General features: G+C 61.5%; 21 protein-coding genes and 1 tRNA gene. 8 read left to right on the forward strand and 14 right to left on the reverse strand.

The genetic code is table 11. From position 1 onward, the window contains the following. Nucleotides 1-225: 225 nt before the first annotated feature. The 4 genes from ctrA (at nucleotide 226) to LPB73_RS17540 (ending at nucleotide 3,057) form a co-directional block, all read left to right on the forward strand. Nucleotides 226-927, forward strand: a complete 702-nt coding sequence (gene ctrA, locus LPB73_RS17525) for a response regulator transcription factor CtrA (protein ID WP_068737116.1) — start codon at nucleotides 226-228, stop codon at nucleotides 925-927. A gap of 160 nt (nucleotides 928-1,087) precedes the next feature. Then, a complete protein-coding gene (locus LPB73_RS17530; RefSeq protein WP_231077690.1) occupies nucleotides 1,088-1,498 on the forward strand; it encodes a DUF350 domain-containing protein in 411 nt (136 codons plus the stop codon). Next, on the forward strand, nucleotides 1,495-1,893 hold the full coding sequence (locus LPB73_RS17535; RefSeq protein ID WP_231077691.1) for a hypothetical protein: 399 nt from the start codon (nucleotides 1,495-1,497) through the stop codon (nucleotides 1,891-1,893). The genes LPB73_RS17530 and LPB73_RS17535 overlap by 4 nt, the downstream gene beginning before the upstream one ends. A gap of 6 nt (nucleotides 1,894-1,899) precedes the next feature. Further along, nucleotides 1,900-3,057: a glutathionylspermidine synthase family protein gene (locus tag LPB73_RS17540; RefSeq protein ID WP_231077692.1), complete on the forward strand. Its 1,158-nt coding sequence runs from the start codon at nucleotides 1,900-1,902 to the stop codon at nucleotides 3,055-3,057. Between the two features lie 6 nt (nucleotides 3,058-3,063). Here LPB73_RS17540 and LPB73_RS17545 read toward each other — a convergent pair whose 3' ends face one another. From LPB73_RS17545 to chpT, 6 genes are all read right to left on the reverse strand, one after another. Then, entirely contained in the window at nucleotides 3,064-3,945 is an 882-nt protein-coding gene (locus LPB73_RS17545) for a CheR family methyltransferase (RefSeq protein ID WP_231077693.1), read from the reverse strand. Then, nucleotides 3,942-5,108 (reverse strand): protein-glutamate methylesterase/protein-glutamine glutaminase, encoded by a 1,167-nt coding sequence (locus tag LPB73_RS17550; protein WP_093760980.1) that lies wholly within the window; start codon nucleotides 5,106-5,108, stop codon nucleotides 3,942-3,944. The genes LPB73_RS17545 and LPB73_RS17550 overlap by 4 nt, the downstream gene beginning before the upstream one ends. Before the next feature lie 103 nt (nucleotides 5,109-5,211). Then, a complete protein-coding gene (locus tag LPB73_RS17555; protein WP_068737128.1) occupies nucleotides 5,212-5,577 on the reverse strand; it encodes a response regulator in 366 nt (121 codons plus the stop codon). Nucleotides 5,578-5,622: 45 nt separating this feature from the next. Further along, nucleotides 5,623-6,117: a chemotaxis protein CheW gene (locus tag LPB73_RS17560; RefSeq protein WP_120288931.1), complete on the reverse strand. Its 495-nt coding sequence runs from the start codon at nucleotides 6,115-6,117 to the stop codon at nucleotides 5,623-5,625. Between the two features lie 11 nt (nucleotides 6,118-6,128). After that, nucleotides 6,129-8,843 (reverse strand): hybrid sensor histidine kinase/response regulator, encoded by a 2,715-nt coding sequence (locus LPB73_RS17565; protein ID WP_175365866.1) that lies wholly within the window; start codon nucleotides 8,841-8,843, stop codon nucleotides 6,129-6,131. Between the two features lie 200 nt (nucleotides 8,844-9,043). Then, the gene (gene chpT / locus LPB73_RS17570) at nucleotides 9,044-9,691 is read right to left on the reverse strand and encodes a histidine phosphotransferase ChpT (protein WP_068737134.1); all 648 of its coding nucleotides are present in this window, start codon (nucleotides 9,689-9,691) and stop codon (nucleotides 9,044-9,046) included. A 170-nt stretch (nucleotides 9,692-9,861) separates the two neighbouring features. Here chpT and cysQ point away from each other — a divergent pair, with 170 nt between their 5' ends. Continuing rightward, entirely contained in the window at nucleotides 9,862-10,698 is an 837-nt protein-coding gene (cysQ, locus tag LPB73_RS17575; RefSeq protein WP_231077694.1) for a 3'(2'),5'-bisphosphate nucleotidase CysQ, read from the forward strand. A gap of 7 nt (nucleotides 10,699-10,705) precedes the next feature. Here the strand turns inward: cysQ and LPB73_RS17580 are convergent, their stop codons facing one another. Further along, entirely contained in the window at nucleotides 10,706-11,200 is a 495-nt protein-coding gene (locus LPB73_RS17580) for a YHS domain-containing (seleno)protein (RefSeq protein WP_175365864.1), read from the reverse strand. Nucleotides 11,201-11,313: 113 nt separating this feature from the next. Between LPB73_RS17580 and LPB73_RS17585 the strand changes: the two genes are divergently transcribed. From LPB73_RS17585 to LPB73_RS17595, 3 genes are all read left to right on the forward strand, one after another. Continuing rightward, nucleotides 11,314-11,898, forward strand: a complete 585-nt coding sequence (locus LPB73_RS17585; RefSeq protein WP_089267524.1) for a DUF1134 domain-containing protein — start codon at nucleotides 11,314-11,316, stop codon at nucleotides 11,896-11,898. A gap of 134 nt (nucleotides 11,899-12,032) precedes the next feature. After that, entirely contained in the window at nucleotides 12,033-13,295 is a 1,263-nt protein-coding gene (locus tag LPB73_RS17590; protein ID WP_231077695.1) for a hypothetical protein, read from the forward strand. Nucleotides 13,296-13,465: 170 nt separating this feature from the next. Further along, nucleotides 13,466-13,540: transfer RNA gene (locus tag LPB73_RS17595), tRNA-Val, on the forward strand. Between the two features lie 140 nt (nucleotides 13,541-13,680). Here the strand turns inward: LPB73_RS17595 and LPB73_RS17600 are convergent. From LPB73_RS17600 to LPB73_RS17630, 7 genes are read right to left on the reverse strand one after another with little or no spacing between them, the layout of a single operon-like run. Then, complete coding sequence (locus LPB73_RS17600) at nucleotides 13,681-14,448, reverse strand: enoyl-CoA hydratase (protein ID WP_231077696.1); 768 nt, start codon at nucleotides 14,446-14,448, stop codon at nucleotides 13,681-13,683. A gap of 10 nt (nucleotides 14,449-14,458) precedes the next feature. Next, the gene (locus tag LPB73_RS17605) at nucleotides 14,459-15,466 is read right to left on the reverse strand and encodes an NAD(P)H-dependent flavin oxidoreductase (RefSeq protein WP_231081176.1); all 1,008 of its coding nucleotides are present in this window, start codon (nucleotides 15,464-15,466) and stop codon (nucleotides 14,459-14,461) included. 37 nt (nucleotides 15,467-15,503) lie between these two features. After that, a complete protein-coding gene (locus LPB73_RS17610; protein ID WP_175365715.1) occupies nucleotides 15,504-16,691 on the reverse strand; it encodes an acetyl-CoA C-acyltransferase in 1,188 nt (395 codons plus the stop codon). 41 nt (nucleotides 16,692-16,732) lie between these two features. Next, entirely contained in the window at nucleotides 16,733-17,863 is a 1,131-nt protein-coding gene (locus tag LPB73_RS17615; protein WP_116660943.1) for an acyl-CoA dehydrogenase family protein, read from the reverse strand. 21 nt (nucleotides 17,864-17,884) lie between these two features. Continuing rightward, complete coding sequence (locus LPB73_RS17620; RefSeq protein ID WP_231077697.1) at nucleotides 17,885-19,066, reverse strand: acyl-CoA dehydrogenase family protein; 1,182 nt, start codon at nucleotides 19,064-19,066, stop codon at nucleotides 17,885-17,887. A 6-nt stretch (nucleotides 19,067-19,072) separates the two neighbouring features. Further along, complete coding sequence (locus LPB73_RS17625) at nucleotides 19,073-19,816, reverse strand: SDR family NAD(P)-dependent oxidoreductase (RefSeq protein ID WP_231077698.1); 744 nt, start codon at nucleotides 19,814-19,816, stop codon at nucleotides 19,073-19,075. Between the two features lie 51 nt (nucleotides 19,817-19,867). Continuing rightward, entirely contained in the window at nucleotides 19,868-21,421 is a 1,554-nt protein-coding gene (locus LPB73_RS17630) for a class I adenylate-forming enzyme family protein (protein ID WP_231077699.1), read from the reverse strand. Nucleotides 21,422-21,432: the final 11 nt, after the last annotated feature.

Genomic DNA, 21,432 nt, shown 5'->3' on the forward strand with positions numbered 1-21,432 from the left:
CGGCTCTTAATGTGGAGCTTGAACGGGTACGGGTACAAAAAGAGTCTTTGCTGCAACATCTTATGGCGATTCGACAAAAATTGCACGATTAGAGCTTGCGCTGAAGAATCAGGTTTTGTTAACCATATCCAGTCAGGATCCGAATCAGTTGTTCGTAGGCGTTTTTTGGTGCCGCAAGTATGGCGGCCGACCTGACGCCCGGAGCGGCGACTAAAGGGGACTGGCATGCGCGTTTTGCTAATTGAAGATGATAGCGCCGTTGCGCAGTCGATTGAGCTGATGCTCAAATCCGAGAGTTTCAACGTCTATACGACGGATCTCGGAGAAGAGGGCGTCGATCTCGGCAAGCTCTACGACTACGATATTATCCTGCTCGATCTCAATCTGCCGGACATGTCCGGTTACGATGTGCTCAAGCAGCTGCGGGTGTCCAAGATCAAGACCCCGATCCTCATTCTCTCGGGCCTCGCCGGCATCGAGGACAAGGTCAAGGGTCTCGGCGTCGGCGCCGACGACTACATGACCAAGCCCTTCCACAAGGACGAGCTGGTTGCCCGCATTCATGCGATCGTGCGCCGCTCCAAGGGCCACGCCCAGTCGGTCATCCAGACCGGCGACCTGGTGGTCAATCTCGATACCAAGACGGTGGAAGTCGGCGGTCAGCGCGTCCATCTGACGGGCAAGGAATACCAGATGCTGGAGCTGCTCTCGCTCCGCAAGGGCACCACCCTCACCAAGGAAATGTTCCTCAACCACCTCTATGGTGGCATGGACGAGCCCGAACTGAAGATCATCGACGTTTTCATCTGCAAGCTGCGCAAGAAGCTGGCGAATGCTTCCGAAGGCCGCAACTTCATCGAAACCGTCTGGGGCCGTGGCTATGTGCTCCGCGAACCGCACGAAGAAGAGATCCGCATCCCGGCGTGAGTTTCAAGCCGACTTAAGCGTCACTCCCCGAAAGTTCTCACGAAACCCCGCCGAAAGGCGGGGTTTTTGTTTGCGTGGATGAACCCACTCTTTGCTTACAGCGACGAATGCCATAGGCGAATACCAAGCGATCATGTTTGGCGCACATTTCGGGGGCGGAATGGTTCTGCAATCTCTGGTCGGGCTGCCGGCCTTTCTGGTCTATTTCTGCACCGGCATTGTCACCGTGATGCTCTACCTGTTCGTCTATCTGCGCGTCACCGCACATGACGAGTTCGCACTGATCCGCAAGGATTGCGCGCCAGCCGCGATCGCACTCGGGCTCAGCCTGCTCGGCTTCGTGCTGCCGGTGGCTAGCGCGATCGTCCACTCCGCCAATGTCATCGATTGTCTGATCTGGGCGATCATCGCGCTGATCGTGCAGATCGCCGTCTATTTCATTCTCCGCATTCCGGTGCCGCAATTGTCGGATCGCATCGCCAATGGCGAGATGGCCCCGGCCCTCTGGCTCGGCCTCGCCTCCCTTGCCGCCGGCGTGCTGAATGCTGCCTCCATGGTGTATTCGCCATGACAAGCGGGCCCGCAAAGAACTTCGGCAAGCGCCGACCAGTGCAGCCGATGCCTGAGGAAGCCCCATCGCGCAAACGCTCCAACCACGTGGCGCTCTTGCTCATGGGCACCATGGCCCTGGGCGGCGGCGCCTATGCACTGATGCCGAGCGAACATTGCGACCCGAACCGCGCGGCCATCGCCGGCCAGCAGCAGGAGTGTCAGCAGCGCAGTTCGTCGTCATCCTCCGGCGGCCATGGCTATTCAGGGGGCAGCAGCAGTTCTTCGGGACGCAGCAACTTCGCCAGCACCGGATCGTCATCCAGCAGCGGATATGACGGCTCATCATCCAGCAGCAGCCACGTAACCCACGGTGGCTTCGGCTCCTTCGCCTCGCATTTCTCCGGCGGCGGCTAGTTTTTCATGCAACGCATCGCATGTTCCGAGCGTGACGATTGGCAGGCCACAGCGGCCGCGACGGGCTTCGTATTTCATACCGAGGCCGGCGACCGCTATTGGGACGAGCGCGCCTACTACGCCTTCACGCTGGATGAGATCGAGCGTCAGATCGAAGCCCCGACCGCCGAACTCAACGCGATGTGCCGCGAGCTGGTGAGCCGTGCGGTCAAGGATGAGCGCTATCTGCGGCTGCTGAAGATTCCGCAGGCCTACTGGACCTTCATCGCCGCAAGCTGGCAACGGAGCGATCCCAGCCTCTACGGCCGCTTCGATTTCCAGTTCGACGGCAAAGGTCCGGCAAAGCTGCTCGAATACAACGCGGACACGCCAACCTCACTGTTCGAGGCCGCGGTGTTTCAATGGACCTGGCTCGAACAGGCGATCGAGCGCCAGATCATCCCGAAGCGGGCCGATCAATACAACTCGCTGCATGAGCGGCTCATCGAGGCCTGGCGCAAGATCGGCGCCGACAAAGCCATTCATCTCGCAGCCGCCATGGACAATGCCGAGGACCGCGGCACAGTGCAGTATCTCGCCGATGTCGCGCAGCAAGGCGGGCTCACACCCGCGCTGATCGACATCAAGGACATCGGTTATGCCGACAGCGGGCACTTCGTCGATCTCGAGGACCAGCCGATCGACCTGATGTTCAAGCTTTATCCGTGGGAGTGGATGTTCCGCGAGGCATTCGGCGGCCGTCTGAAAGGCGCATCGACGCGCTGGATCGAGCCACCGTGGAAAGCCATTCTGTCCAACAAGGGCATCCTGCCGCTGCTATGGGCAATGTTTCCGAACCACCCGAACCTGCTGCCGGCCTATTTCGACGATGATGCTGCAGCCGCTGAGCTTGGCACATCCTATGTGCGCAAGCCGCTCTATTCGCGCGAAGGCGCCAATGTCACGCTGGTGAGCGACGGCAGCGCCATCGATGCGCAGCCCGGTCCCTATGGCGAAGAAGGCTTCATCCGGCAGATGCTGATGCCGCTGCCGAACTTTGCGGATCAGTATCCGGTGCTGGGCAGCTGGCTGGTCGATGAGGTGCCATGCGGGCTCTCGATCCGCGAGGATGAGAATCCGATCACCGGCAACATGTCACGCTTTATTCCGCACGCGATCCTATGACGGCGCTCAGCGCGCCGGCGAAGCAGCGGCCTTGAGACCCACAGGTGTCATGCTCGGCACGATCGACGGTGCGGCACGCAAAACGTTCGGACGGTACAGACCACGCTTGTCGGCATGCGGCTTGAACGCGTCGGTCAGACCGACAACGGTCTCTGCGGCGCCCAGCGCCAGGAAGCCATCAGGCTCCGTGCACTTGGCAAGGCGGCCAAAGATCTGCGTCTTCATCTCCTGATCGAAATAGATCAGCACGTTGCGGCAGAAGACGATGTCGAACTTGCCCATGCTGGAGAAGTCCTGCAGCAGATTGAGCGGCTTGTACTGGATCATCGACCGGATCTCCGGATTGATCTGCCACATCTCGCCGGTCTGCTTGAAGTATTTCACCAGCAGCTGGATCGGCAATCCGCGCTGGACTTCGAACTGGGTGTAGATGCCCGACTTCGACTTCTCGAGCACCTGCTGCGAGATATCTGTGCCGATGATCTCGATCCGCCATCCGGCGAGCTGGGCGCTCATTTCCTTGATGGTCATCGCGATCGAATACGGCTCCTGACCGGTGGACGCAGCCGCACACCAGATCCGCAGGCTCTTGCGGGCGGCACGTGCCTGGATCATCTCCGGCAGCACGACGTCGCGCAGATGGTCGAATGGAAGCTTGTCGCGGAAGAAGAAGGTCTCGTTGGTGGTCATCGCCTCGACCACGTCGGACGCAACCGTGGACGAGCCGTTCTTGATCTTCTGGACCAGCTCTTCAATGCCCGACAGGTTGGCCTTGCGCGCGAGCGGCATCAGCCGGCTTTCGACCAGATACTGCTTGTCAGCAGACAGATCGAGACCCGAGCGCTCCTTCAGGAACTTGCGCAGGAAATCATAGTCTGCCGGTGTCATGACCGATCTCCCGAGAAAAGACGAACCACTTTCGAACCGATTTGATTGAGCGGCAGGATAGCCGAGCAGATGCCCGCATTGGCGGCAGCGCCGGGCATACCCCACACCACGCTCGATGCTTCGTCCTGCGCGATGACATTGCCGCCAGCCGCGACGATATCCTTGCCGCCGCGCATGCCGTCCGAACCCATGCCTGTCAACACGACGGCGAGAATGGCGCCGTGCCAGACGTCGATGGCAGACGTGAACAGCGGATCGACAGCAGGCTTGCAGAAATTCACCGGCGGACCGTCATCGAGCGCGATGGCGATGTTGGCACCCTGCTTGACGGCGCGCATATGCTTGCCGCCGGGCGCGAGGTAGATCTGACCGGCCTTGACGATTTCGCCATCGACACCTTCGCGAGCCGGACGCTTGCTGGCCCGGGCGAGATGTTCGGCAAGAATGGTCGTAAAGGTCGGCGGCATATGCTGCGTGATCAGCACAGGCACCTTGTCGATCACGGCGCCGATTTCGGCAACCAGCGTCATCAGGGCTTGCGGACCACCAGTGGACGAACCGATCAGCAGCGCGCGTGGCATCGTGGCGCTGAAAGGACGCTTCACGAGCTGCGCCTGCGCGGCGACTGATGTCACGGACTTGAAAGACGGTGCAGCCTCACGCGCCGCGGGAGCTGGCACGATCGACGGCGTCGTCGCCGACTTCAGGCGGCGAACCTTCGCGCCAAGATGACGGATCTTCTGCAACAGGTCGTGCTTGAAGATGTCGGCTGCGGAAATCTCCCGGGTGCTCTCCGGTTTCGGAATGTAGTCGGCGGCGCCGAGCGACATCGCCTTGAAGCTGATCTCCGCGTTGCGGCGGGTCAGCGTCGACGCCATGATGATAATGAGATTCCGCTTCTTCGCCAGCAGCTGCGGCAGCGCCGAAATGCCATCGAGCTCCGGCATTTCAATATCGAGAATGGCAACGTCGGGATTGATGCGCTCGATCTGGTTGACGGCATCGAGACCAGTACGAAGCGACGCCGCGACGGCCATATCAGGCTCGGCCTCGATCCAGCGCGAGATCAGGCCGCGAATGACGACGGAGTCGTCCACCACCATGACTCGCAGTGGCTCATACCGCGAATCGACAACAGGAGGACTTATCACATCAACACTCATGAACTCACCGGACGCAACACAACGCGACAAATGCACTGACAAAACAAATGCACAAACAAAAAGGCGGGCGCCGGAAGTGGAATACGCAATTCCGGCGTAGAACTTAGATCAGGCCGACTTCCTGAAACTTCGCCGACACGATTTCCTTGTCGAACGGTTTCATGATGTATTCGTTCGCGCCGGCATGCAGCGCGCGCGCGATGTGGGCCACATCGTTTTCGGTCGTGCAGAACACGACCTTTGGAACGTCACCGCCAGGCATGCGGCGCAGGTTACGGAGGAACTCGTAGCCATCCATCACCGGCATGTTCCAATCAAGCAGAACAGCGTCCGGCAGGTTCTGCTTGCAGATTTCGAGCGCTTTCTCGCCGTCTTCAGCTTCGGTGATCTCGAAATCGAGACCTTCGAGAATCCGACGGGCGACCTTACGGATGACACTGGAGTCATCGACAACCAGACATGTCTTCATGTGAGCCTCATTTTCACCGCGGACAAAATTGTCCAAGTGCTGGTCTTAGGCGGCCAGCTTGTCAGGCGAGATTTCAAGGATGCGATCAACGTCGAGTACGACCATCAGTTGCCCATCGAGACGATGGACGCCATCGGCCATCTTGGCCATGCGCGGATCCAGATTGACCGGATTCACCTCACGGCTCTCATCGGCAAGCTTCAGGACTTCGCCGATCGAATCGATCAGCAAGCCGTAGGATTCACCGCGGAGATCGACGCCCACAGCCATCGGCGGCTTGCCGTCATCGTTCTTCGGCAGGCCAAGGCGCGAACGCATGTCGATCGCGGTCACAATTCGACCGCGCAGATTGAGCACGCCGGCGACGTCGCTGGAGGACAGCGGCACGCGGGTCAGACGCTCGGGCATGAACACGTCCTGCACGCGCGAGATCGGCATGCCGAACAGCTGTCCACCGATCATGGTGGTCACGTATTCGGTGATCGCGCCGTCAGCGCTCGGAGCCTTGGTGGTGGTGGTGGTCGTAGTGGCGGTGGTCATTGCGATTTCCCTCACGCAGCCTGGCGAACTTCGGTGGTCTGTTCTTTGAGCGCCGCAATCAGGCCGGGGCGATCGAACTTGGCGACGTAGTCATGGAAACCTGCGAGGCGACCGCGCTCGATGGCAGCCGGCGAGATCATCGCCGAGAGAGCAATGATCGGCGTGTGGCTGAGTTTCTGATCCGCACGGATGGTCTCGGCGAATTCGAAGCCGTTCATATCCGGCATTTCGATGTCGGTGAGGATTACGTCGACCTCCTGACCCGAGCGCAGGAATGACAAACCTTCCTGGGCGTTGGTGGCGACGCGTACCTTGTAGCCGGCAGCCTTGAGCACGGGCGAGAGCATGTTGCGGAAGAACGCGGAGTCGTCGACCAGCAGCACCGATTGGGCGGTTGCCGAGACACGCATTTCCTTACGCGAGAACCAATCGGCGAAAGCCATCGGCAGGAAGTGACCGACGTCGATTACTTCGGTCGCGAGACCCTTGATGACAGCGGAGCCCAGGATCCCCTCGCGACCGCTGGCCACTTCGATATGCAGGCGCTCTTCGACGATATCGACGATTTCGTCGACGACGAGACCCATCGAGCGACCGTCGTCTGCGAAAACGAGGATTGGCTGGGTACCCGACGTACGGACGGTCACGCCTTCCATCTGCACCAGCGGCATCAGCTGATCGCGGTATTGGACCATGTAGCGGCCGTTCGACAGCTCGACCTTGTCAACGCCCACTTCTTCGAGACGCGTGACGAGACCGAGCGGCACCGCCTTGGGCTGTGCGGAGCCGGCGCGGAACACCAGCAGTGACGTCAGCTGTTCTGCATTCATCGCGCGCATTGCGGCGTTCTCGTCGGCGATCTCGTGAGCGTTGGATGCCAGAGCACCAAGCTCCTGTGCGATGCCGTTCGGATCGACAATCATGATCACCGCGCCATCGCCCAGGATAGTGTTGCCGGAGAACATGCCGATGTGACGGAGCTTGGTGGACATCGGCTTGACGACGATTTCTTCGGTGTGGAAGACGCCATCGACGACGATGCCGAAGGTCTGGTTGCCCACCTGGGTCACGACGATGAAGCCGTTCTCCGGATCGGCCGACGAGCCGTCATCGATCTGCAGCAGCTTCTTCAGATGCATCAGCGGCAGCAACTTGTTGCGCAGACGGAGCACCGGGGTGTCCTTGATGCGCTCGATGCGATGTTCGGAGTTGGCGCGCGCACGCACCAGTTCGACGACCGCGAGCTGCGGGATCGCGAAGCGATCACCACCGGCCTCGACGATCAGCGCCGACACGATGGCCAGCGTGAGCGGGATCTTGATGGTGACGCTGGAGCCCTCGCCGGCGACCGACTTGATGTCGATGGTGCCGCCGATCTGATCGATATTGGTGCGCACCACGTCCATGCCGACGCCGCGGCCGGAGACGCTGGTAATTGCAGCTGCAGTCGAGAAGCCCGGTGCGAAGATGAACTTGTGGATCTGGGCTTCCGACATCTTCTCGATATCGGCTTCGGTGGCCAGACCGTTCGAGATCGCCTTCGCCTTGATCCGCTCGGTGTTGAGGCCACGGCCGTTGTCGGCGATGCAGATCAGGATGTGGCCGCCTTCATGATAGGCGGACAGACGGATCGTGCCCTGCTCCGGCTTGCCTTCGGCAGCGCGCTCAGCCGGCGTTTCGAGGCCGTGATCCGCCGAGTTGCGCACCATGTGGGTGAGCGGATCCTTGATCAGGTCGAGCACCTGGCGATCGAGTTCGGTATCGGCGCCGTGCATCTCGAGTTCGATCTGCTTGCCGAGTTCGCCGGCCAGATCGCGCACGATACGCGGCAACTTCTGCCAGGCGTTGCCGATTGGCTGCATGCGGGTCTTCATGACACCGTCCTGCAGTTCGGCGGTCACGGTGGACAGGCGCTGCAGCGGCACCTTGAATTCGGTGTCTTCATGACGACGGCTGATTTCCAGCAACTGGTTGCGGGTCAGCACCAGCTCGGAGACCATGGTCATCAGATGTTCGAGCGTGTCGACGTTCACGCGGATCGACTGGTTTGCGACCTTGTCGGCTTCTGGCTGGTCGACCTCGACTGCAGTCTTCTTGGCAGCGGGCTTCGGAGCGACAGCCTTCGGCGCGGCGGGCTTTTCAGCAACCGGAGCCGGCGGCGCGACAGGCGCTGCAGCTGCCGGCGGTGCGACTTCGATGGCGGTTTCCTGGAAGGCGCGCTCAAGCTCTTCGAGCGAGACTTCACCGGGACGCAGCTCACGCTCGAGGGTCGGAACGATCAGCGGGGCCGTCTCGGCCGCGACAGGCGCTTCCGGTGCGATCGGAGGTGCGGACTCAGTCATCGATTCCATGCCTTTTTCGACCATGTGATGCAGTTCGCCGATCAGATCCTCGTCGACGCCTTCCGGCTCCGCTTCCGTGGCTTCGAGCTGACCGAGGATTTCCTTGATGCGATCGATCGTGGTCAGGATGAGCGTAACCGCTTCTCCGGTGACCGGCATTCCATCGCGGAATTTGCCCATCAATGTCTCGGCGGCGTGGGCCAGGGCTTCGAGACGGGGCAGTCCGAGAAATCCGCACGTGCCCTTGATGGTGTGAACCAGGCGAAAAATATTATCGAGAATTTTCGCGTTATTCGGGTCCTGTTCGAAGCGGACCAGCTGATTGTCAACCGTATCCAGGCTCTCGTTGGTTTCCGTCAAAAACTCGCGGAGAAGATCATCCATGAAAATAGGCCTTCACACTCCAGGCTCGCGACTTTCGCTACGCCTTTCGAAGTCTGGCTACTTTCCCCGCAAAGCGTTTAATATTAGTTGAGCATTCCCAAAAACAATGAATGCGACATTTAGCTATATGCTCGCACACGTACGAGCCCGCCAAACGGCGGACTCGTAAAGAGTTCATTAAGAGTTGAATGAGTTTGCGATCAGATCGCGGTGACGACGATGGCGTCGCCTTCGGGCACCAAGGTCACCTTGAGGCCGCAAGCCTGCGCCAGGAGCCGCGTGTAGTAAGGCTGTACGGCATGGGCATCGATGCTGCCAACTTGTTCCGAGGCCAGCATATCGACGATGGCCTGCGGCAGGCGCGCGTTGAGGCCTGCAGCGGTGATCTTGAAACCCTGCGGCTCACCTTCGCCGATGCCATCGATCTTGAGCACGCCGCCGCGCGGAATCGTCTGCTGCGCGATTACCAGCATGTTGAGCAGCAGCTTGACCTTGTTCTTCGGCAGCAGAAGCCGCGGCAGATTCCATTCGATCTTGGTCTTGGCATCTTCAAGATGGCCGCGCGACATGGTCTGCGCATCGCCGAGATCGATCTGCGCGCCAGCGGAACCGGCGGCGCCGAAGGCGAGCCGGCAGAACTGCAGGCGTGCCGATGCGGTCTTGGCGCTCTTCCGGATCAGATCGAGCGCGAATTCCTTGTCTTCCGGCTTGGGATTGTCGTCGAGCACTTCGAGCCCGTTGACGATGGCGCCCACGGGGCTGATCAGGTCGTGGCAGACGCGCGAGCAGAGCAATGCCGCGAGTTCGAGGGCATCGGGGGCCGGACCTGGCGTGGGGGTGTCGGACATGAAATGCGCTCCTGGGGCCACACAGAATGAACGGCGAATCAAGCATTTGCTTTACGGTTAGATACACCGCAGATGGTGGCGCGACCACAACAAGGCTGGCACAGTCCACCGGTGCAACAGGCGCGTGTAAAAATGAACGGGGATGACATGCAGGGGATGAAGGCTAGTCGATGACGGATGATTCGCGACCTCGCATGGATGCCGCGCGGGCTGCCACCCTGATGGCGCCGCTGACCGAGCTCGCCGCACAGGCCGGCGCTGCTATCCTCAAGGTCAACCGCACTGTCATGACCGTGGATGGCAAGGCGGACGGCTCGCCCGTGACCGAAGCCGATCTCGCGGCCGACCATGTCATCGGCGAAGGACTGGCCCGGCTGTTTCCGGGGATCCCGTCGCTGTCCGAAGAGCGCCTGCATCTCGCCACGCCCCCCTATGCCGGCACACTGTTCCTGATCGACCCGCTCGACGGCACCAAGGAATTCGTCGCCGGCCGTCAGGAGTTCACCGTCAACATCGCCCTGATCGTCGATGGCGCACCATTGCTCGGCATCGTCGGCGCCCCCGCCCTCGGGCTGATCTGGCGCGGGCTGGTCGGCCGCGGCGCCGAGCGTGTCGAACTCGCGCCAGACCTGTCCATCCGCAAGGTCACACCGATCCGGACCCGCGCTGCGCCTGCCCCGGGCGCAGCATGGACTGCTGCGGTCAGCCGTTCCCATGGCGACCAGCGAACCGAGGCTTTCATCGCCAGCCGCCCCGGTGCTGTCAGACAGGAGTTCGGCTCGGCGCTGAAATTCTGCCGCGTGGCCGAGGGCCAAGCCGACATCTATCCACGGCTGGCGCCGACCTGCGAATGGGATGTGGCTGCGGGCCATGCCGTCGTGGTGGCCGCAGGCGGCAAGGTGACGGACACCTTTGGCAAGGCGGTTCGCTTCGGCGGCGACCGGGAAGACTTCATCGTGCCGGAATTCATCGCCTGGGGTGACCCCACCGCGAGCACGCGCGGCTGAACCCGCACTATTTCGCCAGGATATCCTGCACGCCCGGCCAGCGCTTGCGCGCGCCGGGCAGATATTTGGCCGGTGCCGCAGCAAAGGCGTCGCGGGTTTCCTCCCGGCCGAACAGGTAAAGCCGTTCGCCCGTAATGAGCCACAAACGCGGATTGCCGGCGAAGGCGACCCCGCGGGCGACATCAACGGGATCATAGCCACCGAATTGCGGACCGTAGATGTCCGGATGGGCGGCGAAAGAGGCGCGGTTACCCTCGTTGCGGAAGCGCCAGACGGTGCCCTCTTCCGACATTTCGAAGTCCGGCTGCCCCAGCGTCGGGCGGCCTTCGGTGAAATAGGCCACCGGATCGAAACCGCTGATTGCGAGACCCGTATATCGGTCAGTGACCACGCGTTCACTGGTCGCAGCCTGCGCGCCCGCCGGGACCAGAGTGGCCGCCAGCAGCAGAATCAAGGCAATTCCACGGCTCCAGCCTGACAATTCCCGCCGTTGTGCCGTCATAGTTGATACCGATAGTATAGGGAGTCGGGGACAATGACTGCAGAGTTAAACCGTGCTTCTCAGCATCCGGTTAAAGCCGCGGTCGCAAATTTGAAATACCAGGGGTTCTTTTCATGACCTTCGCATCACGCCTGGCAGCGGTCGCGCTAGCCACGTTCACGCTCGCCTTCTCGCCGGCTTCTGCGCAGCAACCACCGCGCGGCCAGGCCGCACCGGACACCTACCGGTCCGAAGAACTCATGACGGCCGGCCATCGCTTCTTTGGCAATGTCTCGCGCGGCCTCGCCTCGGTGATCGAAAAGGCCGTCAGCCAGTGGGGGCTGCCGAACGGTTATATTCTGGGCGAGGAAGGCAGCGGCGCGATCGTGGCAGGCCTGCGTTACGGCGAAGGCACGCTCTATACGAAGAATGCCGGCGATCTGCGCGTCTACTGGCAAGGTCCCTCGGTCGGCTTCGACTGGGGCGGCGACGGCGCCCGCACCATGACGCTGGTCTATAACCTGCCCGCCACCCAGGCGATCTATCAGCGCTTCGCCGGTATCGACGGCTCCGCCTACATCATCGGCGGCTTCGGCATGACGGCACTGACTGCCAACAACGTCGTGCTGGTGCCGATCCGTTCGGGTCTCGGCCTGCGGCTCGGCGCCAATATCGGCTATCTCAAATATACCCCCAGCGCGACCTGGAACCCGTTCTAAGCCCTCGATCGCGCGGTTCTGCGATCAAGCGCTTCTGAACGGGCGAATAAAGGTTAACGAGGCGTTACGCTGTCTTTGCCGGCGGTGCCATGGCATGCTAACCGCTGCATTTTGAGAGCGTGGGAGCATTCGTCATGGTTGAACCGATCATGTATCTGGCGATCGGTTTTCTGATCTCGATGCTCTGCGGCCTGATGATCATGCCGCTGGTGCATAACCGCGCCGTCCGCCTCACCACCCGCCGGCTCGAAGCCGCGACGCCGCTGTCGATGGCGGAAATCCAGGCCGACAAGGACCAGCTGCGCGCGGAATTCGCGATGGCGGCACGCCGGCTGGAAATGAGCGTCGACCAGCTCAAGAACAAGACCACCAGCCAGCTCGCCGAACTCGGCAAGAAGTCCGACGCCATCAACCGCATGAAGCTTGAACTCGGCGAAAAGAACGCCACGATCTTCGCGCTGGAAGCCCGTGAAGCCGCCGTGAAGGAAAAGCTCGGCCTCACCGAGGCCGACTTCACCAGCAAGACGGAAGCGTTGCGCGCCGCCGAAAAGGCCCTGAGCGACAAGCAGAGCGAACTCGCCAAGCTGAACCACGACCTCTCGGATCGCTCCATGGTGGCCGACACCCGCCAGGTCGAGCTCATCGCCGTGCGTGCGCAGGTCGAGGAATTGAAGGGCCGTGTCGGCGATGCCGAAAAGGAATTCGCCAATACGCAGCACCGGCTGGAGCTGCAGCGCGGCGAGTCCGACACCGCAACGCGTGAACTCACTGAGGCGCGCGCGCGCGTCGAGAATCTCAGCCAGCGCGTGACTGATCTCGATCAGCAGCTCACTATTCAGGTCCGCGAAGCCGAACAGCTCGGCGCCCGCGTCACCGATCTCGAGAGCCAGCTCTCGACCCAGACCAAGATCCTCGCCGAGCGCGATTTCGAGAACAGCCAGTTGCGCCAAGCCAATGAAGCCGCCGAACAGATCGCGCGCGACCTGCGCGTCGAGCTCGCCGCCATGAACGGCGCCAAGGGATCGCCCGTCATCGAGAAGCTGCGCGCCGAGAAGGCCGCGGTGGAGACCGAGCTCGCCGCCGCCCGCGAGGAGCGCGCCAAGCTGCAGCGCGACCTCAACGGCGTCCATCAGCAGGCCGAGAGCGCATGGGCCACCGAGCGGATGGAAAACGCGCTGCTGCGCGAGCGCATCAACGACATCGCCGCCGAAGTGGCCAAAATGGCGATGACACTGGAAGGGCCGAATTCGCCCATCGAGGCAATTCTGGCCGCTGAACCGGCCCCAACAGCTCAGCCGCGCCCCGCCAATGACGCAGGTTTCGCCCCCAACAGCACCCTCGCCGACCGGATCCGGGCGCTGCAGTCCCACGCCTCCCGCGCCCCACAGCCGGGCTAAATCGCGGGCCTAGAACCCGGATTGGCCGTCCGGCCGGACGGGGAGACTTATTGTGCTGACTTGCGGCAGGGTTTGCTTGACACCCCCGCCCCCTATTCCCTAAATCGCGCCATTGACGTCAGTCCCCGCCGGGCCATTACCGCCCGGCCTTTTGGTCTGTACGGCATCCCGGGCGCATAGCTCAGCGGGAGAGCGTTCCCTTCACACGGGAGAGGTCCAAGGTTCGATCCCTTGTGCGCCCACCATTATTCCAGCATATTCAAGTACTTAGCGGCCTTATTCCCTCGAAGTGTGCCCCGGAAAAGCTGGGGCACAGCAGGGGCACACTCGTTTCGGCGCTTGATCATCGTCATGGATTGGCCGGCGCAGCTCTCTAGCCGCCAAGTTAGACTTTCGTGAAATCGGGCTTTCGCTTCTCTGCAAAGGCAGAGAAGACCTCGCGAGCTTCCGCGCTCTGAAGCCGCTCTTTGAAAAGAGCGCTCTCTTCAGCGATCCTTTCAACCATTTCCTGCTGCTCCCGCATCAAAAGCTTTGTATGGCGAAGTGCGCCTGTCGGACGCTGCGTCAAAGTCAGGGCGGCGGTCGCCGCCCTCGCACGAACGTCGCCGATAGGGACAACGGCATTGGCAAGTCCGCATTGAAGTGCGGTTGCTGCATCCATCGGCTCTCCCAACGCGAACATGGCATACGCCCTCACGTGCCCGATCCGCGAAGGGAGTAACCAACTCGAGGCGGCTTCGGGCACAAGCGCCAGATTGACGAAAGGCGTGATCAGGCGCGCATTCTCCGCCAAGTAGACCAGATCGCAATGCAGGAGCATCGTGGTTCCGACACCAACGGCGTTTCCCTGGACGGCCGCGACGAGCGGCTTGGTCGCCTTTGCTAAATTGCCGATAAAGCGAAACGCGGGACTGTCAGTGGTTTCGTTTGCCGTGGACTGGGCGGCAAAGTCCGCCAAGTCGTTGCCGGAGGTGAAGCTGTCGCCGTCGCCCTGAAACAGAACGACCTTGATGGCGGGATCCCTTTCGGATCGTTCGAGGCCTTCCGACATCGCGTCGTACATCGCGCCAGTCAGCGCGTTCTTCTTTTCGGGACGCGAGATCGTGAGCGTCATCACGCCATCGACGACATCCGTCTTCAAATGATCCGTCATGCCATCGTCCTCAGCTTGCGGCGCGCAGGGGTTCGCGGGCAGAGGCGTCGAGAAAACCGGTCAAGCGCTGGCGGATGATGCTTTCGGCGTCCGCCATGATGCGATCGATCAGTTCCTTGACGGTCGGGATGTCGTTGATGAGGCCCGCAACCATGCCGCAGCTCCAGGCGCCGGCGTCCATGTCACCGTCGACCATGACTTTCGGATACACGCCCGCCACTTCATTGATGATGTCGCCGATGACCAATGAGTCACCCTTAGCTCGTTCGGTTGCGAGCAGCCGCTCGACTCCGGCGTTATTGAGAACGCGCTCGGTATTCCTGAGCGAGCGCATCACCAGACGGGTGTCGAGTTCTGACGCCTTCACAATCGCATCCTTGACGTTCTGATGAACGGGCGCCTCTTTGGTCGCCACGAACCGGGTGCCCATGTTCATGCCCGCAGCGCCCATCGCGAGCACCGCAACCAGACTACGCGCGTCGGCCATCCCTCCCGATGCAACGAACGGGATCTTCAGCTCTTCGGCAGCGCGCGGCAGCAGAATCATGTTTGGCATGTCGTCTTCGCCGGGATGGCCGCCGCATTCGAAGCCGTCGACGCTGACGGCATCGCAACCGATCTTCTCCGCCTTCAACGAATGGCGAACGGAAGTGCACTTGTGGATGACCTTGATCCCCGCCTCTTTCAGGGCTGGCATATATTGCTCAGGGCTTCGACCTGCGGTCTCCACCGCCTTGATGCCGCCTTCCTTAATGGCGGCGATGTATTCTGGATAGGGCGGCGCGTCGAACGTCGGAAGAAATGTCAGGTTCACGCCGAACGGTTTGTCGGTCATGTCGTGACAGCGCGCGATTTCCTTCGCGAGGTTCTCGGGCGTTCTCTGCGTCAATCCGGTGATGATGCCCAGGCCACCGGCATTCGAGACGGCCGCGGCGAGTTCGGCAAAGCCTACATAGTGCATGCCGCCCTGAATGATGGGATGTTCGATCCCGAACAGGTCTGTGATCGCGGTTCTCATGATCGTCTCCGAATCTCGCTGTTTAGGTTTCTTATTATCAGTGAACGATTTCGAGCAAACCCGCTGCGCCCATCCCGCCACCGACGCACATCGTGACCACCGCGTACTTCGCCTTGCGACGACGCCCCTCGATCAATGCATGCCCCGTCAGTCGCGCGCCGGTCATGCCATAGGGGTGACCGACCGCGATGGAGCCGCCGTTGACGTTGAGCTTCTCGGGATCAATGCCGAGCTTGTCGCGGCAGTAGATGACCTGGACCGCGAATGCCTCGTTCAATTCCCAAAGGTCGATGTCGTCGATCGTGAGACCATGACGTTTGAGGAGACGCGGAACGGCGAAGATCGGCCCTATGCCCATCTCGTCGGGCTCGCAACCCGCCGAGACGAATCCACGGAAGATTCCGAGCGGCTTTAGGCCCTTTTTGGCGGCGAGCTTGTCGCTCATGACCACGGTGGCGCTGGCACCGTCCGATAGCTGGCTCGCGTTGCCGCCGGTGATCGTGTAACCGGGGCCCTTCGCGGGCTTGACCTTGGCCAACCCCTCGGCGGTGGTGTCGGGACGCGGGCCCTCGTCCGCCAAGAGCGTGATCTCGTTGTAGGAGATGGCGCCGGTCTCCTTGTTAGTCACGGCCATCGTCGTCTTGATCGGCGCCAGTTCATCATTGAAGCGGCCCGCCTGCTGCGCGGCCGCGGTGCGGCGCTGACTTTCGAGACTGTATTCGTCCTGCGCGTCCCGAGAGATGTCGTAGCGTTTTGCGACGTTTTCGGCCGTATCCAGCATGGCGATGTAAGCGTCGCCTTTGATCGCCAGAAGCTCCGGATCGACCGCGTGCCACTGGTTCATGTGCTCGTTCTGGACCAGGCTGATGGATTCACCGCCTCCGCCGACCGCGACCTCCACGCCATCGAAGATCACCGACCGAGCGGCAAGCGCGATCGCCTGAAGCCCCGACGCGCACTGTCTGTCGATGGTGGTGCCGGCGACCGTGACGGGAAGACCGGCGCGAAGCAGAGCCTTACGCGCGATGTTCGACCCCGTCGTACCCTGCTGCATGGCGCATCCCATCACGACGTCCTCGACTTCTCCGCCAACGATGTTCGCACGTGCGAGCGCAGCCGAAATGGCGTGTCCCATCATGGTCGCACCTTCGGTATTGTTGAGCGCGCCCTTATAGGCCTTTCCGATCGGGGTGCGGGCGGTCGATACGATTACGGCTTCGGTCATTTATTATTTCCTTGGCTGGATGGGACGGGCGTGACCGCGCGTCATGCGGCGCGGGCGAATCGCATCAGATGGAAAGCGGGGTCGCCGAACTGGATGTCGATGGCGCCGATACGCTTGAAATAGTGACCGACCTTGAGCTCGTCGCTCATGCCCATGCCACCGTGCAGTTGGATCGCCTGTTCGCCGATGAAGCGCGCAGCATATCCGACCTTTGTCTTCGCACCGGAGGCGAGCTTCGTGACATGGGCGTCGTTGGACGCCAGCGTCAGGGTCAGATGCTGCATGAGTGAGACGGCTTCCTGCAGCGCGATAAACATGTCGACCATTCTGTGCTGCAGCACCTGAAACGATCCGAGGGTCACGCCGAATTGCTTGCGGGTCTTGCTGTAGTCTAGCGTCGCCGCATTCAGCTCGGTCATTGCGCCTATAGCCTCGGCACACAGTCCGCCGATGCCGCGGTCGCGACAGCTCTCGAGCGCGACGACTCCCTGGCCTTCGCGTCCGAGCAGGTTGACCGCCGGGATGCGAACATCCTTCAGCGTGACCTCGGCGGCGCGCCTGCCGTCGACCGTCCGGTAGCTTTGCATGTGTAGACCGGCCGCCCGGCTGTCGACGATGAACAGGGACACGCCGTCACGATCGCCATCTCGGCCGGACGTTCTCGCGGAGACGATCAGCCGGTCGGCCCACGGAGCACCGATCACGGCGGCTTTCGTTCCCGACAGGACGTAGTCATCACCACTTCGGTCCGCAGACACCGATACCTTGTTGAGGTTGTACCGAGATCCCGGTTCGGCCCAGGCCAACGCCCACGTCGCCTCGCCCGCTGCGATCTCGGCGAGCAATTCCCCGCGTTGGTCGTCGGTCCCCAATGCCTCGATTAGCCCTCCCGCCAGCACGACCGTCTCGAAATATGGCTCGACGACGAGGCTGCGGCCGAACTCCTGCATGACGATCATGGTCGTCAGCGGGCCGTTCCCGAGGCCGCCATATTCCTCCGCGAACGGTGCCGCCAGAAGACCGAGGTCGGCGAACTTTGCCCACACTGCGCGACTCCAACCATCTTCGCCCGCGACGATCTTCGCTCGGTCATCGAAGCCGTATTCATCCTTCAGGAAACGTTGCACGCTGTTGCGGAGCAATTCCTGGTCTTCGGTCAGTTCGATGTCCATGGACGCCTCTCCTGGTGCGGGTCAAAGACCGAGCACGGCTTTCGCGATGATGTTGCGTTGAATCTCGTTGGATCCGCCGTAAATGCTGAGCTTGCGCGAGTTGAGGTATTTTTCCGCCGACGTATGCCCATAGTCAGGCCCGGGCATGAACCGGTTCCCGCTGTCGGGATGCTCTCGAAGAGCAACGCCGTAATTGCCCATCGCGCGGTGCGTGAGGTCGGTAATGCGCTGGAAGATCTCGGTGCCTCTGATCTTGAAGAGCGATGCGGCCGGGCCGGGATCGATACCGCGTGACATCTGCGCGACAACCCTCAATTCCGTCGCTTCGAGGGCCAGCACATCCAATTCGACACGGGCGATCTCGCGGATGAATTCCGCGAAACTCGGATCGTCCTCGGGAATTTCGGCCCTGACGATGTCCTTGAGTCGCCGCAGGTACCGCGTCGAACGACCGATACCCGCCATGCTGGTGCGCTCGTTGCCGAGGAGGAATTTTGCGTAGGTCCAGCCCTTGTTCTCCTCGCCGATCAGATTCTCGATCGGCACCCGCACGTCCTCAAAGAAGACGTCGTTGACCTCATGTGAGCCGTCGATGGTGATGATCGGCCGAACCGTCACACCCGGCGTTTTCATGTCGATCAGCAGGAACGAGATTCCTGCTTGGGGCTTGGCGGACGGATCGGTGCGGACGAGACAGAAGATCCAGTCCGCGTGCTGCGCGAGAGTGGTCCATGTCTTGTGCCCGTTGACGACGTAGTGATCGCCGTCGCGAACCGCCTTGGTCCTGACGGAGGCTAGATCCGACCCCGAACCCGGCTCCGAGTAACCCTGGCACCACCAGTCCTCGCCCGACAATATGCGCGGCAGGAACCTCGCCTTCTGCGCCTCCGTCCCGAAGGTGTAGATGACCGGGCCGACCATGGTCACGCTGAAGGCGAGCGGCGGAAGCGTTCCCGCACGCGAGGTCTCCTGCTCCCAGATGAAGCGCTGGGTCAGCGACCAACCGGGGCCGCCATATTCCTTCGGCCAGAGCGGCGCGATCCAGCCCTTCTGATGGAGGATCCTGTGCCAAAGGAGCGATTGCTCTTTTGTGAGATCCGTCTCGGGATTCGCGACACGCATTTCCTTCGGGTAGTTTTCCGAGATGAAGGACCGAGCCTCGCTACGGAATGCCGCATCTTCGGCCGAAAGGTTGAGCTCCATGGCGAGCTACCATTTCTCGCCGAATGGACGAATCTCATGCTCGAAGGTCCATGCGTCGCGCGGTTGCTGGTAGAGGGACCAATATGCCTCGGCGACCGCCGCCGGCCGCATGAGCCGGTTCGGATCGAGGTTTTCCATTGCCTGCGGCCCTTCGCGGCTGGTGATCAGCTGCCGCACCCATTCCGTGTCCACGCTGGAGTCGATGATCAGGTGCGCGACATGAATGTTCTTTGGCCCGAGTTCCCGGGCCATTGATTGCGCGACGGCTCGGAGACCGAACTTAGCGCTCGCGAAGGCTGCGAAACCGTTGCCGCCGCGCAGGCTTGCCGTCGCTCCGGTGAAGAAGATGTTCCCCTTGCCGCGTGCCAGCATTGCCCGCGCTGCCTCGCGTCCAGCGAGGAATCCCGAATAGCACGCCATCTCCCAGACTTTGCGAAACACGCGCTCCGTGGTCTCGACGATCGGAAAATTGACATTGGCGCCGATATTGAAAACGCACACCTCCAAAGGGGCATGAGCGTCGGCATCGGAGATGAATTTCACCATCTCGTCTTCCTTGCGCGCATCGAGAGCGCGTCCGAACACGGTCCCACCGGCAGCCTCAATCTCCTTGATCAGCGGCCCCAGCTTCTCACCCTGGCGGCGCCCCACGAAGACCGTGAAACCTTCCGCAGCGAATTTCTTGGCGATCTCGCCGCCGATGAAGTCACCTGCGCCAACGACGGCTACTGTTGCATTGCGTCTTTTCAACTGAGTTCTCCCGGATGCGAGTACGCGGCGGCGAACGCCACCGCAATCTGCTTAGCTGCGCAGCGATTCCGCCAGCTTGTGCTTCAGAATCTTGCCCGTGGATGTGGCCGGCAGCGCCGGCAGCACGATGATCTCCGACGGGCGCTTGTAGGATGTGAGCTGAGGGCTGACATGCGCCATCAGATCGGAGGCCGTTGTCTCGGTCCCCTGAAGAAGCTGCACAAAGGCGACGACCTCTTCGTTACCGTCCACCGGGCGCCCCACGACCGCACACTGCACGACCGAGGCATGCGTACTCAACACCGCTTCGATCTCGGCGGGGTAGACGTTGAAGCCCGAGCGAATGATCATTTCCTTGGTGCGGCCGACAATGAAGAGACAATCCCCCTCGAAGCGGGCCAGATCGCCGGTGTTGAACCAGCCATCCGGATCGATCGCCTTCGCGGTCAGATCCGGCGCCCGATAATAGCCGCGCATCACATTCCGCCCGCGGACATGGAGCTCGCCGACCTCGCCGGCAGTCTTGTGCGTTCCGTCGAGACCCACAATCCTGGCCTCGACACCAGGCAGCAGCGGGCCAACCGCCTGATCGTCGCGCGGCGCATCAATACGCACGCCGGATAATCCGGGTGAGCACTCGGTGATGCCATAGCCGTTCAACAGTGAGAGCCCGAGTTCGCGCTCGACGCGCGACTTCAGGTCCAGGTCGAGCGGCGCACCTGCGACCGCAATAAGACGCAAGGAGCCTCGATCGAGCTTGCTCAAACCGGTAACCGATTTGTATTCCAGCAATCGCTGATAGGTCGCCGGCACGCCATTCAGGATCGTGATGCCTTCGTCCGAGATCGCCTTTGCCAGTGCGGCCGGATCATACTTGCTTGCCAACCGGACGGGCGCACCCGTCATCAAGGTCATCACCAGCAACGAAATGCCGACGATGTGCGAGATCGGGAGAACGATGTACTGCTTGTCGTCTGGCGTCATGCGACGGATGTCGGCCGTGGTCTTGGCGCTGAACAGCAGATTCTCGTGCGTCAGCATCACGCCTTTGGGCGTGCCGGTCGTACCCGACGTATAAATGAGAACGGCCACCTGATCTTTCGGGCTGTCCTCCACTCGCTCGGGTGACGTGCCCTCGTTGAGAGCGGTAACGGCCACCTCCGATAGCGGGCCGATCCGATGCGTTTGGGCTTCATACCGCGCGGCATGGCTCGCAGCTTCCTTGGACACGCCGACCGTCAGAAGCACACGGCGTGCGCCGCTGTGATCCCTGATCTGATCCAGCTCACGAGCGGACAGCCGTGGATTGACGACGATCGCCCAGACATCGAGGCGACTTGCCGCGAGCAGCAGACCTGCGAGCGGAATGCTGTTTTCGCTGACGATCATCAAGCGGTCGCCGGGCCTGATGCCGAGCTTGGTGAGGTCAAAGGCAATATCCGCGACGGCCTTATGCAACTGACCATAGGTCAGGCTGCCACTGTCCTCGATCAGCGCCATGCGATCGGGCGTTTCGGCGGCATGTCGGTCTATGACGTGATCGATGCGGCGCGGCAACGCGGAAAGTATCCGCGCTGCCTCATCGGTTTCCACCGTCTTCAACATCTTCGTCCTCC

Source organism: Tardiphaga sp. 37S4 (assembly GCF_021044645.1).
In the GTDB taxonomy this organism is placed as follows: Bacteria; Pseudomonadota; Alphaproteobacteria; order Rhizobiales; family Xanthobacteraceae; genus Tardiphaga; species Tardiphaga robiniae.